Genomic DNA, 13386 nt, shown 5'->3' with positions numbered 1-13386 from the left:
TCGGCTTCTTTCTATGGTTTTTACAATTTGGTCTAAGCAATTATTCCAAGCCTGACTAAAATGATAAACGTCGCCATGACACAATCGTTTTCACTTTCGCAACTACTCAAAGCCCTTGCCGCGTTGTAATATCGATTTTCTGAACTACTTTGTATTTTTCGACGAAGTAACCTCTGCCTTGACGGCTTATCGCACTATTACTCTGGAGAATATTATGGGACTACTGGATTCGGTACTTGGCGCAATCGGCGGTGGCGGCCAGCAGCAATCGAATGATCCGAAAGCCATGTTGATGGCAGCTGCTGTACCTTTGCTGTTGAAGGCACTGCAAAGCGGCGGCACGGGCGCAGGCCAAGGTGCTGGCGGCGGGCTTCTCAGCGCATTCGAAGGTGCAGGTCTGGGCTCGGTTGTGCAGTCTTGGATCGGCAACGGCCAGAACCAGGCGATTTCGCCGGATCAGGTGCAGCAGGCACTGGGTGGCGGCCATCTGCAGGAATTGGCTCAGGCGGCCGGCATTTCCCCAAGCGAAGCAGCCAGCCACCTGTCGGAAATTCTGCCAGGCCTGGTCGACAAACTGACGCCTAACGGCCAGGTTGCAGCTCCGGCCGGCGGCATGGGTGATCTGGCAGGCCTGTTGGGCGGCCTGCTGGGTGGTGACAAGAAAGCCTGAAAAGGCGAGACAAGCGGCAACATAGCAATCTGCCAATAGTCTGATATCGCCCTTCGGGGCGATTTTTTTTGGGCAATCGGATTGCAGCGATAGCGTTCGCCCATATCTAAAATACAATATGCGTCGAATTGGCGGCCGCTTCGTCCTGTAATTGCGGCATTTCTCCCGGCAAAATGACAAATTCGGCAATTTCGAGGCACGCAAACCACTGCCGATCGACTTCTTCGCGGGGATTGGACGCCGAAAGCATTTATAATCCAAGGTTTTTGCGATAAATATTCCGGTTACTTCAATGAAGGTATTTCGCGGACTTCCCAACGCCGAATCGCGCGCACCGTGTGCGCTCACTATCGGCAACTTCGATGGCGTGCATCGCGGCCATCAGGTACTGCTCGCGCACGTCCGCAAGGCAGCCACGGAACTCGGCCTGGATGCAGCCGTGATGACGTTCGAGCCACACCCGCGCGAATTCTTTGCGCGCCGCGCCGGCCAGCCTGACAACATGCCGACCCGCGTCGCCAACCTGCGTGACAAGCTGGAATCGCTGTCGCAGGCAGGCATTGATCGCGTGATCGTCGAACACTTCAATGCCAGCTTTGCCGCCATGTCGCCGCAAGACTTTATCGAAAAGGTGCTGGTCGAAGGCCTGCATGTCAAATGGCTGATGGTCGGCGAGGACTTTTGCTTCGGTGCCCGCCGCGCCGGCAATATCGCAACCTTGGTCGAAGCCGGCAAGAAATACGGCTTCCACGTCGAGACCTTGCCGACTGTCATGAATGAAGGCGCCCGCGTCTCGTCGTCCGCAGTGCGCGCGGCGCTGGCAGCCGGCGACTTCGACCATGCGCGCGCCCTGCTCGGCCACCCCTATTCAATTTCCGGACGCGTGGTGCACGGCAAGAAACTCGGCCGCACCATCGGTTTCCCGACCCTCAACCTGCGCGTCAACCATAAGCTGCCGGCGCTGTCGGGCATCTTCGTGGTCAATGTCCATGGCTTGAGTGAGCAACCACTGCCTGCCGTCGCCAGCATCGGCATCCGCCCGACAGTCGACGATAGCGGCCGGGTGCTGCTGGAAAGCTATATCCTTGACTTCGCCGGCGACTGCTATGGCAAGCTTATACAGGTTGAATTCTTGCAAAAGCTGCGCGATGAAGAGAAATATGTCGACCTGCCAACCCTGACCGCCGCGATCAGTCGCGACGTCGACAATGCACGCGCATACTTCCGTCAGCACACCGGCGAGTCGATGAATCCCACCACGCGTGCGCCGACTTCGGCCACAGATCGAATTTGACGCTGTTCGGCAGCACCTCATTCCGCTCTGCCCGCCGACGGGCAGGCTCCACTGAATTCCATTGAAGAAAATTATGTCCGATCAGCCAAGCAAACCAGAAAACAATAAAGCCGCCAAGCCGCAAAGCAAGCCGCAGAGCAAGTACCCGGTCAACATGACCGAAACTGCGTTCCCGATGCGCGGCGATCTCGCCAAGCGCGAGCCGCAATGGGTCAAGCAATGGCAGGAAAAGAAAGTCTACGAACGGATCCGCAAGGCGTCCAAAGGCCGCCCGAAATTCATCCTGCATGATGGCCCGCCGTATGCCAACGGTGAAATCCACCTGGGTCACGCCGTCAACAAGATCCTCAAGGACATGATCGTCAAAGCCCGCAACATGGCCGGCTTCGATGCGCCTTACGTGCCGGGCTGGGATTGCCACGGCATGCCGATCGAGATCCAGATCGAAAAGAAATACGGCAAGAACCTGCCGGTGGCCGAAGTGCAAGCCAAGGCGCGTGCTTACGCCAACGAACAGATCGACCTGCAGCGCAAGGACTTCATCCGCCTTGGCGTCCTCGGCGAATGGGACAACCCGTACAAGACCATGGCCTTCGGCAATGAAGCCGATGAATTGCGCGCGCTCGGCACGATCCTGGAAAAAGGTTATGTGTATCGTGGCCTGAAGCCGGTCAACTGGTGCTTCGATTGCGGTTCGGCGCTGGCCGAAGCGGAAGTCGAATACCAGGACAAGCGCGATCCGTCGATCGATGTCGGCTTCCCATTTGCCGAACCGGCCAAGATCGCCGCAGCATTCGGCCTGACATCGCTGCCGGTCGAGCAAGGCTATGTGGTGATCTGGACCACCACGCCGTGGACCATCCCGTCCAACCAGGCGCTCAACGTGCATCCGGAAGTCGACTACGCGCTGGTCCAGACTGAACGCAACGGCGTGCCGTTGCTGCTGATCCTTGCGCAGGAACTGGTTGAGAGCAGCCTGCAACGCTTCGGCCTTGAAGGCAAAACCATCGCCACCTGCAAGGGCGAGGCGCTGTCGCTAATCAATTTCAAACATCCGCTGGCCGACACCGATCCCGGCTACGACCGCCTGTCGCCAATCTATCTTGGCGACTATGTCACCACCGACAGCGGCACCGGTATCGTCCACTCGGCGCCAGCCTATGGTATCGAAGACTTTATCTCGTGCAAGGCGCATGGCATGAAGGATGACGACATCATCAGCCCGGTGATGGGCGACGGCAAATTTGCATCGTGGCTGCCGTTCTTTGCCGGCATGACCATCTGGGAAGCATCGAAGCCGATCTGCAGCAAGCTGGAAGAAGTCGGCGCGCTGTTCAAGCTGGTCATGTTCGACCACAGCTACATGCATTGCTGGCGCCACAAGAGCCCGATCATCTATCGCGCCACCTCGCAGTGGTTCGCCAGCATGGACAACCTGCCGAAGGATGGCCATCCGAGCCTGCGCGCCACCGCGCTGGAGGCGATCGAAGCCACTGCATTCTTCCCTAGCTGGGGCAAGGCGCGCCTGCACGGCATGATCGCCAACCGTCCGGACTGGACGCTGTCGCGCCAACGCCAATGGGGCGTGCCGATGGCGTTCTTCGTGCACAAGGAAAGCGGACAGTTGCACCCACGCACACCGGAACTGCTGGAACAGATCGCCAAGCGCATCGAGCAGCACGGCATCGAAGCCTGGCAAGCCCTTGATCCACGCGAACTGCTGGGCGACGACGCCGACAATTACGTCAAGAACAAGGACACGCTGGACGTCTGGTTCGATTCCGGCAGCACGCACCAGACCGTATTACGTGGTTCGCACGCGGCCCAATCGAAATTTCCGGCTGACCTCTATCTGGAAGGCTCGGACCAGCATCGCGGCTGGTTCCATTCGTCGCTGCTGACCTCGGCCATGTTGAACGGCCGCGCGCCTTACGACGCCTTGCTGACGCACGGCTTCGTAGTCGATGGCGAAGGCCGCAAGATGTCGAAGTCGTTGAAGAACGGCGTCGAACCGCAAAAAGTGGCGGACTCGCTGGGCGCGGAAATCCTGCGCCTGTGGGTCGCTTCCAGCGATTACTCCGGCGAAATCACGATCTCCGACGAAATCCTGAAACGTGTCACCGAGTCGTATCGCCGCATCCGCAACACGCTGCGCTTCCTGCTGGCGAATACCTCGGATTTCGATCCGCTGAAAGATGCGGTGCCGATCGCCGACCTGCTGGAAATCGACCGCTATGCGATCGCCAGCATGACGCAGCTGCAAGCCGACATCCTGCAGCACTACCAGACCTATGAATTCCACCCGGTGATCTCGAAGCTGCAGATGTACTGCTCGGAAGACCTGGGCGGTTTCTATCTCGACATCCTGAAGGATCGCCTGTACACCAGCGGCGCCACTTCGCAAGCGCGTCGTTCTGCACAAACCGCGATCTGGCATATCACGCAAGCGCTGTTGCGCGTGATGGCACCGACCTTGTCGTTCACCGCAGAAGAAGCCTGGTCATTCTTTGCCAGCCCGGAAGCGTATGCGGCCAGCGATGAAACCATTTTCACGCAAACCTATTATGTACTGCCGGAAATCAGCGATGCCGCGGCACTGATCGAGAAATTCAATGCTGTACGCGCTGTGCGCGCCGACGTCACCAAACAACTGGAAGAAGTGCGAGTGGGCGGCGGCATCGGATCCTCGCTGCAGGCCGAAGTCGAAATCAAGGCCAGCGCTGCCAAGTACGCATTGCTCAACAGCCTCGGCGATGACTTGAAATTCGTCCTGATCACTTCCAGCGCTGTCGTCACTCAAGTGGCGACGGAAGCTGAAGAAGCGATCCTGGTAACGCCGTCGGCTCAACAGAAATGCGAACGCTGCTGGCACTACCGTGCCGATGTCGGCAGCCATCCGGAACATCCGGGGCTGTGTGGACGCTGCGTCGCCAATCTGTTCGGCAGCGGCGAACATCGTCACTTTGCGTAAGCGGGCAACTGCACCGGCAACTGCAATAACCGAACGCGGCCTGAAATCGTCTAACGACGATATGCATGCCGCGTTCGCTCCTCGAACATTGATGCACCGATTCTGAGCTGACAACCGATACGACACACATATGGCCACTAAAAAACGCTCTTCCGCCGCAGCCTCCTCTTCCAAATACGGCTTGGCGCCGTGGCTTGGCATTGCCGCCCTGGTATTGCTGATCGACCAATTGACCAAGATCACGATCGTGCGCCTGTTCAGCTACGGCGAATGGCATCCGGTGACCGCGTTCTTCAACCTCGTGCTGGTGTACAACAAGGGTGCTGCGTTCAGTTTCCTGTCGTCGGAATCCGGCTGGCAGCGCCACTTGTTCACCGCTATCGGCATCGCCGCCGCCGTGTTCATCATTTTTCTGTTGAAACGGCATGCCGGACAACGCATGTTCTGCGCCGCACTGGCATTGATCCTCGGCGGTGCCATCGGCAATGTGGTCGATCGCGTCGCTTACGGCCACGTCATCGATTTCCTCGATTTCTATGTCGGCAACTGGCACTGGCCAGCATTCAATGTCGCCGATAGCGCAATTTGCGTCGGTGCGGTATTGTTCATTATTGATGAGTTGCGGCGCGTAAATAAGTAAGCCATTTTTTTGCAAAACACCAACCGGCTCGTTCCCGCATTCGCGGGAATGACGACAGTTGAAAAATGTTGGCGTTCTTGCTTTTAACTTTGCGTTAAATCTTGCTTTCAACAAACGAAGCACACGCCCTTCCCCCTCCAGGAGCAGACATGGATCTCGCGGGTAAAAAATCGTGCTGGGACTAACCGGCGGCATCGCCTGCTACAAGGCAGCGGAATTCACGCGCGCATTGATCAAGGCAGGCGCTTCGGTGCAGGTGGTCATGACTGCGGCGGCCATGCATTTCATTACACCGGTGACCATGCAGGGCTTGTCCGGCAAGCCCGTGTTTACCGATCAATGGGATGCGCGCATCGGCAACAACATGCCGCATATCGATCTCACCCGCGACGCCGATGCCATCGTGATCGCGCCCTGCTCCGCCGATTTCATGTCGAAGCTGGCGCACGGCGCTTGCGACGATTTGTTGTCGACCTTGTGCGTAGCGCGGCCGGCGATGGTGCCGCTGTTGGTCGCACCGGCGATGAACGTCGAAATGTGGCAAAACCCCGCCACCCAGCGCAACGCCAACCAGTTACTGGCGGACGGCATCCAGCTGCTCGGCCCCGATGCCGGCGAGCAGGCCTGCGGTGAAGTCGGCATGGGACGCATGCTGGAAGCCGATCAATTGCTGGCAGAAGTGATTGCTGCGTTCCAGCCCAAACTACTCAAAGGCAAACGCGTGCTGTTGACCGCCGGCCCGACTTTCGAGCCAATCGATCCGGTACGCGGCATCACCAATCTGTCATCAGGAAAAATGGGCTATGCAGTTGCCCGCGCCGCCTATGAAGCCGGCGCCGAAGTGACGCTGGTGTCGGGACCAACCGCACTTGCCACGCCATATGGCGTGCGCCGCATCAGCGTCCAGACTGCACAACAGATGCACGATATCGTCATGGCCCAGCTCACCGCCCAAAGCGCCAGCAGCGCCACCGACATATTCGTCGCCGTCGCTGCGGTTGCCGACTGGCGCGTAGCCAATGCCAGCACCCAGAAACTGAAGAAGAATGCCGACGGCAGCGCGCCGGAATTGGTATTCGAACAAAACCCGGATATTTTGGCAACAGTTGCAGCGCTGCCCAAACCACCGTACTGTGTCGGTTTTGCTGCCGAATCGGAAAAGCTGTTGCAATATGGCGAGGCCAAACGCGCCAGGAAAAATGTACCACTGTTGGTCGGCAATATCGGCCACGATACCTTTGGCAAGGATGACAACCAATTGGTGTTGTTCGACGCGAACGGTCATACCGATCTTCCGCGTGCCGGCAAACAGCAGCTGGCGCGGCAGTTGATCGCTGCCATTGCTGCGCGTCTTGGTGCATAGTTGCTGCATAGTTCAGCGTCGGCCTGAAGGCCAGCGAGCCGCATCGAAATCAGAATTGGTTACATGAATTCCAGACAGGCCTGCGCTTGTCATGCCGTTCATTTGCCGCACGTACCCGAATTATTTTATTTATATAGATTGTTACAAAATTCAATGAATATCATCGACGTCAAAATCCTCGACCCACGCATGCAAGATCAATTGCCGGCCTACGCCACCGAAGGCAGCGCAGGACTCGACCTGCGCGCCTGCCTGGACGCGCCTGTGACGCTCAAACCCGGTGAAACCCACCTGATCCCGACCGGGCTCGCAATTCATATTGGCGACCCTGCCTACGCCGCCATGATCTTGCCGCGCAGCGGCCTCGGCCACAAACATGGCATCGTGCTGGGGAACCTGGTTGGCCTGATCGACTCTGATTACCAGGGTCAGCTGATGGTTTCCACCTGGAACCGCGGCCAAACCGAATTCACCCTCAACCCGATGGAACGGCTGGCGCAATTGATTATCGTGCCGGTCGCACGGGTCCGTTTTAATGTTGTACAAGATTTCGAGAGCAGCGAACGCGGCGCAGGCGGCTTCGGCAGCACCGGAAAACATTGATGGAGAACTTAATGAGATTGACACGTCACTCCCGATGGCAGGGAGTCAAGCGTTATGCAGCAGTGACATTACCAGTGCTGTTCCTGGCGGCCTGCGCGACGCAAGAACCAACTACATCCGGCACGCAAAATGCCGCTAGCACCGGCAAGCCGATACTGGCCCCAAAGCCAGCCGCGCCAGCGGTAACGCCACAGCAGGCGGAGTTGAAGAGCCTGGTCGCACTGCAAGACCGCTTATACGACGTAGCAGCTCCACTGCTGGTGAATAACGCCGTCCTGTGCCGCAACAACGCGCGCAACCTGCTCGGCTTCACCGCCAAGACAAAATTCTCTTACACCGCCGAATTCATCGACGCCGCCACTTCACTCGGACTGACCGATCAATTGCAAGTGACCGGCGTACTGACCGGCAGCGGCGCGGCCAAAGTCGGCTTGCAACGCGGCGACCTGCTGGTGGCGATCCAGGACAAACCGGTGCCGACCGGCGCCGATGCCGAGCGCCAAACCGCACTGATGCTCGGACCGTTGGTTAACGGCCGCAGTAACATCAAGGTGACGATCGCACGCAACGGCAGCAACCAGACCCTGAACGTCCCGCTGACCCGCGCTTGCGCATTCGGCATCGAACTGGGCAACACCGACAACGTGATCAGCTATGCTGACGGTCGTCGCGTCCTGATCAGCGCGGGCATGATGAAATTCGTGCGTAGCGACGATGAACTGGCCTACGTGATCGCCAAGGAAATGGCGCATAACACGCTGACCCATCCAGCCAGGCAACGCCTCACCGCCACGCTGTCCGGCGTGATCGACAACCTGGTCCGCCTGCGTCCGGATAACGCGCCATTAAGCGGCGCCGCCGGCGTCAAGCCATATCCGCAGCAGCTTGATGCAGCAGCCGACAAGCTGGCCTTGTACATGGTAGCGCGCGCCGGCTACAAGGTCGACGATGCCTCGGCATTCTGGCAACGCCTGGCCACGCAATATCCAGCTACGGTACTCAACGGGTACACGGCGATCCATCCTGCCACCACCTACCGCATCGCTGCCATCGAGCAAGCCGTCTCGGATATCCAAGCCAAGCAAGCGAGCGGCAGCACTGTCCTGCCCTAAGCGACAAGTTGCTGCCAGCACTTCGCCAGCCGGTGAAACGCTGGCAGCAAAACAATGTTGTAGATTCAAACATCCAAGCGTAAAAAAGCCTGAATCACTTTCGTGTATTCAGGCTTTTTGTTTTGGCTGAAGCAAAAGCCAAAAGCGGATTTACTCCACTTCGACCGTTTCTTCCGGCGCCGACGGCGAGGATGCATCTTTCTCGGCAAAGTCGAGACTGATCTGATCCTTGTCGTCGAGATCGACTGTCACGCGGCCGCCAGTCACCAACTTGCCGAACAACAGCTCGTCGGCCAGCGCCTTGCGGATCATGTCCTGGATCAGGCGCGACATCGGCCGTGCGCCCATCAACGGATCGAAGCCCTTGCGCGCCAGGAACTTGCGCAGGTTCTCGGTGAAGATCGCTTCCACTTTCTTCTCGTGCAGTTGCTCTTCCAGCTGCATCAAGAATTTGTCGACCACGCGCAGGATGACTTCTTCATCCAGTGCACGGAAGCTGATGATGGAATCGATGCGATTGCGGAATTCCGGCGTAAACATACGCTTGATATCCGCCATCTCGTCGCCAGCTTCCTTCTTGTCGGTAAAGCCGATCGAACGCTTCTGCAGGCTTTCCGCACCGGCATTGGTGGTCATGATGATGATCACGTTGCGGAAATCCGCCTTGCGCCCGTTGTTGTCGGTCAATGCGCCATGGTCCATCACCTGCAGCAGGATATTGAAAATATCCGGATGCGCCTTTTCGATCTCATCAAGCAGCAACACCGCATGCGGCTTCTTGGTGACAGCCTCGGTCAGCAAACCGCCTTGGTCGAAACCGACATAGCCTGGCGGCGCGCCGATCAAGCGGCTCACCGCATGGCGTTCCATGTACTCCGACATGTCGAAGCGAATCAGGTCGATGCCCAAGATGAACGCCAGTTGCTTGGCTACCTCGGTCTTGCCGACCCCGGTCGGACCGGAGAACAGGAAAGAACCGATCGGACGGTCCGTCTTGCCCAAACCGGCGCGCGCCATTTTGATGGCCGACGCCAAGGCATCGATCGCCGGGTCCTGACCGAACACGACATTGCGCAAGTCACGGTCGATAGTTTGCAGTTTGCTGCGGTCGTCCTGGTTGACCGACTGCGGCGGAATCCGCGCAATCTTGGCGATGATGTCTTCAATCTCGCCCTTGCCGATGGTCTTCTTCTGCTTCGACTTCGGCAGGATACGTTGTGCCGCACCCGCTTCGTCGATCACATCGATGGCCTTGTCCGGCAGATGACGGTCATTGATGAAACGCGCCGCCAGTTCCGCAGCACTGGTCAGTGCCGAAGCGGAATACTTGACGCCGTGATGTTCTTCAAAGCGCGACTTCAGGCCGCGCAGGATCTGCACGGTTTGTTCGACGGTCGGTTCGTTGACATCGATTTTCTGGAAGCGCCGCGACAACGCGTGGTCTTTCTCGAACACGCCGCGGAACTCGGTATAGGTCGTAGCGCCGATGCACTTCAACTGCCCGCTCGACAATGCCGGTTTGAGCAGGTTGGATGCGTCCAGCGTACCGCCCGAAGCCGAGCCGGCGCCAATGATGGTATGAATTTCGTCGATGAACAGGATGCCATGTGGGCTGTCCTTCAATTGCTTGAGGACCGCTTTCAGGCGCTGCTCGAAATCGCCGCGATATTTGGTGCCGGCCAGCAGTGCGCCCATGTCGAGCGAATACACGATCGCATTCTGCAAAATCTCAGGCACTTCGCCCTGAGTGATGCGCCATGCCAATCCCTCCGCAATCGCGGTCTTGCCGACGCCTGCTTCGCCGACCAGCAACGGATTGTTTTTGCGACGGCGGCACAAGGTCTGGATCACGCGTTCGACTTCGTACTCGCGACCGATCAGCGGATCGATCTTGCCTTCGGTAGCGAGCTTGTTCAGGTTTTGCGTGAACTGGTCGAGCGGACTTTCCTTGGCCTGGCCTTCGGCCTGTACTTCTTCCGCGCCTTCCGAAGATTTCTGCGCATCGGTCTGCTGATCCTTGCGCACGCCATGCGAAATGAAGTTGACCACATCCAGACGCGTCACGCCCTGCTGGTGCAAGTAGTACACTGCATGCGAATCCTTCTCGCCGAAGATCGCCACCAGCACATTGGCGCCGGTGACTTCCTTCTTGCCGTTGGAAGCCGATTGCACATGCATGATGGCGCGTTGGATCACGCGTTGAAAACCGAGGGTCGGCTGGGTATCAACCTCATTCGAACCCGGAACGGTCGGCGTATTGTCGCCAATAAAGATCGTCAGCGTCTTGCGCATATCGTCAATGTTGACGGCACACGCCCGCAGCACTTCGGCCGCGGACGGATTGTCGAGCAAGGCCAGCAGCAAGTGTTCAACCGTGATGAACTCATGCCGTGCTTGTCGTGCTTCGACAAACGCCATGTGCAAACTTACTTCCAATTCCTGCGCAATCATGCTTCCTCCATCATGCATTGCAGGGGATGCCCTGCTTTGCGTGCGTGCGTTAATACCAGTTCAACTTTTGTGGATGCAATATCTTTGGGATATACACCACACATGCCTTTGCCATCGCGATGCACCTTCAGCATTATCTGCGTTGCGGCTTCACGATCCTTGTTGAAGTATTCCTGGAGGATGGCAACCACGAACTCCATTGGCGTGTAGTCATCATTCAACAGAAACACCTGATACATGGGAGGCGGCTTGAGCTTTTGCTCTTGCCGCGTCGCTACTGTCCCGTCTTCATGCTTGGTTACCATGCGCCTATTCTAAAACCTTCCGACAAATGCGCAACGCGCAACGCTGATTAATTAATGTGTATATCGATATTACGCGTTTTCTGAATGCTATGCAGATGACGTTAAAACAGATTAAATCAAGAGCACAAAACATTTCAAAACAACAAATTTAATTGCATAATGGAAATTACTTGACTTTTTTATTTTTAACGAGAACAATGACATTCATTGATAAGTGTGTTTTTGCTTGTTAATAGAAGTGAGCAAGTTCTAGAAGGGGCAGCGTTACGCGAGGCTTCTTGCTTTTACGGCTCGTGTGATTAGTCATTATTTGAAAGACGCTATTTTATGGCAACAGGTACAGTCAAGTGGTTCAACGATTCTAAGGGCTTCGGCTTTATCACTCCGGATGACGGCGGTGAAGATTTGTTTGCTCACTTTTCGGCAATCCAGATGAACGGCTTCAAGACTCTCAAAGAAGGTCAAAAAGTCCAGTTCGAAGTCACGCAAGGCCCTAAAGGCAAGCAAGCTTCTAACATCCAAGCTCCTTAATTTTCGCTATTAAGCAGCTTTTGTGAAAAACCTCACTTCGGTGAGGTTTTTTTATGGGCAAACCGAAAATGTACAGACGTAAAAAAAGCCAGAACATGTTCTGGCTTTTTCGAAAATAACAATAAATTACATATTCGAAATCATCACGTCCCCGAAACCGGAACATGAAACCTGCGTAGCCCCCTCCATCAGCCGTGCGAAGTCGTAAGTGACCTTTTTCGAAGTGATGGATTTTTGCATCGATTCGATGATCAGGTCAGCCGCTTCCAGCCAGCCCATGTGACGCAGCATCATTTCCGCCGACAGGATCAGCGAACCTGGGTTCACGTAGTCCTTGCCGGCATATTTTGGCGCTGTGCCGTGGGTAGCTTCAAACATCGCTACCGAATCCGACAGGTTGGCGCCCGGAGCGATGCCGATGCCACCGACTTGTGCCGCCAGCGCGTCGGAAATGTAATCGCCGTTCAGGTTCAGGGTTGCGATCACGCTGTATTCGTTTGGACGCAACAGGATTTGTTGCAGGAACGCATCAGCGATCGAATCCTTGATGATGATATCGCGGCCGGTCTTCGGATTCTTGAATTTCGCCCATGGGCCGCCGTCGATCAGCTCGGCGCCGAATTCCTTTTGCGCCAGTGCATAGGCCCAGTCACGGAAGCCGCCTTCGGTAAACTTCATGATATTGCCCTTGTGGACAATCGTCACGGATGGCTTGTCATTGTCGATCGCGTACTGGATTGCCTTGCGTACCAGGCGCTCTGTGCCTTCACGCGAAACCGGCTTGATGCCAATGCCCGACGTGTTGGGGAAACGGATTTTCTTGACGCCCATTTCCTTGATCAGGAAGTCGATCAGCTTCTTGGCGCCCTCGCTACCCTCCTGCCATTCGATGCCAGCATAGATGTCTTCCGAGTTTTCGCGGAAGATGACCATGTCGGTCTTTTCCGGCTCACGCACAGGCGACGGCACGCCTTTGAAGTAGCGCACTGGGCGCAGACAGACGTACAGATCCAGCTCCTGACGCAAAGCCACGTTCAGCGAACGGATGCCACCGCCAACAGGCGTCGTCAATGGTCCCTTGATCGAAACAACATAATCACGCACCGCAGCCAAGGTTTCTTCCGGCAACCAGACGTCCGGGCCGTAAACTTTAGTCGACTTCTCACCGGCGTACACTTCCATCCAGCTGATCTTGCGTTTTCCGCCGTATGCCTTGGCAACAGCTGCATCGACAACCTTGATCATGACCGGGCTGATATCCAGGCCGGTGCCATCGCCTTCGATATAAGGAATGATCGGGTTGTCTGGGACGTTGATCGAGAAATCGGCGTTGACGGTGATTTTTTTGCCTTCTGCAGGCACTTTGATATGTTGGGACATCAGAATCTCCGGAGTTGAGGCGATAAAGTCGGCTCGGCGGGTCAAGTTTCAAAACTATCAAGTCTT

General features: G+C 56.6%; 10 protein-coding genes and 1 pseudogene. 8 read left to right on the top strand and 3 right to left on the bottom strand.

Translation table 11 applies throughout. The features are described 5' to 3' along the window. The first annotated feature begins 214 nt into the window (after positions 1-214). The 7 genes and pseudogenes from CAter10_RS05380 (at position 215) to CAter10_RS05350 (ending at position 8653) form a co-directional block, all read left to right on the top strand. A complete protein-coding gene (locus CAter10_RS05380) occupies positions 215-670 on the top strand; it encodes a YidB family protein (protein ID WP_061532605.1) in 456 nt (151 codons plus the stop codon). Positions 671-962: 292 nt separating this feature from the next. Then, complete coding sequence (locus tag CAter10_RS05375; protein WP_061532604.1) at positions 963-1964, top strand: bifunctional riboflavin kinase/FAD synthetase; 1002 nt, start codon at positions 963-965, stop codon at positions 1962-1964. Positions 1965-2037: 73 nt separating this feature from the next. After that, positions 2038-4935: an isoleucine--tRNA ligase gene (gene ileS / locus CAter10_RS05370; protein ID WP_061532603.1), complete on the top strand. Its 2898-nt coding sequence runs from the start codon at positions 2038-2040 to the stop codon at positions 4933-4935. Between the two features lie 130 nt (positions 4936-5065). Further along, positions 5066-5575, top strand: coding sequence for a signal peptidase II (gene lspA / locus CAter10_RS05365; RefSeq protein ID WP_061532602.1), 510 nt, complete (start codon positions 5066-5068; stop codon positions 5573-5575). Positions 5576-5724: 149 nt separating this feature from the next. Beyond that, positions 5725-6938: pseudogene (coaBC, locus tag CAter10_RS05360) on the top strand (bifunctional phosphopantothenoylcysteine decarboxylase/phosphopantothenate--cysteine ligase CoaBC). Positions 6939-7091: 153 nt separating this feature from the next. Next, positions 7092-7541: a dUTP diphosphatase gene (gene dut / locus CAter10_RS05355; protein WP_061532600.1), complete on the top strand. Its 450-nt coding sequence runs from the start codon at positions 7092-7094 to the stop codon at positions 7539-7541. Between the two features lie 11 nt (positions 7542-7552). Further along, on the top strand, positions 7553-8653 hold the full coding sequence (locus CAter10_RS05350) for a M48 family metallopeptidase (protein WP_231879181.1): 1101 nt from the start codon (positions 7553-7555) through the stop codon (positions 8651-8653). A gap of 150 nt (positions 8654-8803) precedes the next feature. Here the strand turns inward: CAter10_RS05350 and clpA are convergent, their stop codons facing one another. Both clpA and clpS read right to left on the bottom strand, forming a co-directional pair. Continuing rightward, positions 8804-11104: an ATP-dependent Clp protease ATP-binding subunit ClpA gene (gene clpA / locus CAter10_RS05345; RefSeq protein WP_061532598.1), complete on the bottom strand. Its 2301-nt coding sequence runs from the start codon at positions 11102-11104 to the stop codon at positions 8804-8806. Then, on the bottom strand, positions 11101-11409 hold the full coding sequence (gene clpS / locus CAter10_RS05340) for an ATP-dependent Clp protease adapter ClpS (protein WP_014007243.1): 309 nt from the start codon (positions 11407-11409) through the stop codon (positions 11101-11103). Before clpS ends, clpA begins: the two co-directional genes overlap by 4 nt. A 327-nt stretch (positions 11410-11736) precedes the next feature. Between clpS and cspE the strand changes: the two genes are divergently transcribed. Further along, positions 11737-11940 (top strand): transcription antiterminator/RNA stability regulator CspE, encoded by a 204-nt coding sequence (gene cspE, locus CAter10_RS05335; RefSeq protein WP_009665919.1) that lies wholly within the window; start codon positions 11737-11739, stop codon positions 11938-11940. A 126-nt stretch (positions 11941-12066) separates the two neighbouring features. On the opposite strand, the gene icd is transcribed toward cspE, so the two are convergent. Then, positions 12067-13320 carry an NADP-dependent isocitrate dehydrogenase gene (gene icd, locus CAter10_RS05330; protein WP_061532597.1) on the bottom strand — a complete coding sequence of 418 codons (1254 nt, stop codon included), beginning with the start codon at positions 13318-13320 and terminating at the stop codon, positions 12067-12069. Positions 13321-13386: the final 66 nt, after the last annotated feature.

The organism is Collimonas arenae, assembly GCF_001584165.1.
In the GTDB taxonomy this organism is placed as follows: domain Bacteria; phylum Pseudomonadota; class Gammaproteobacteria; order Burkholderiales; family Burkholderiaceae_D; genus Collimonas; species Collimonas arenae.
The sequence above is the reverse complement of the archived record's forward strand: the minus strand, read 5'-3'. Positions and strand labels throughout refer to the sequence as shown.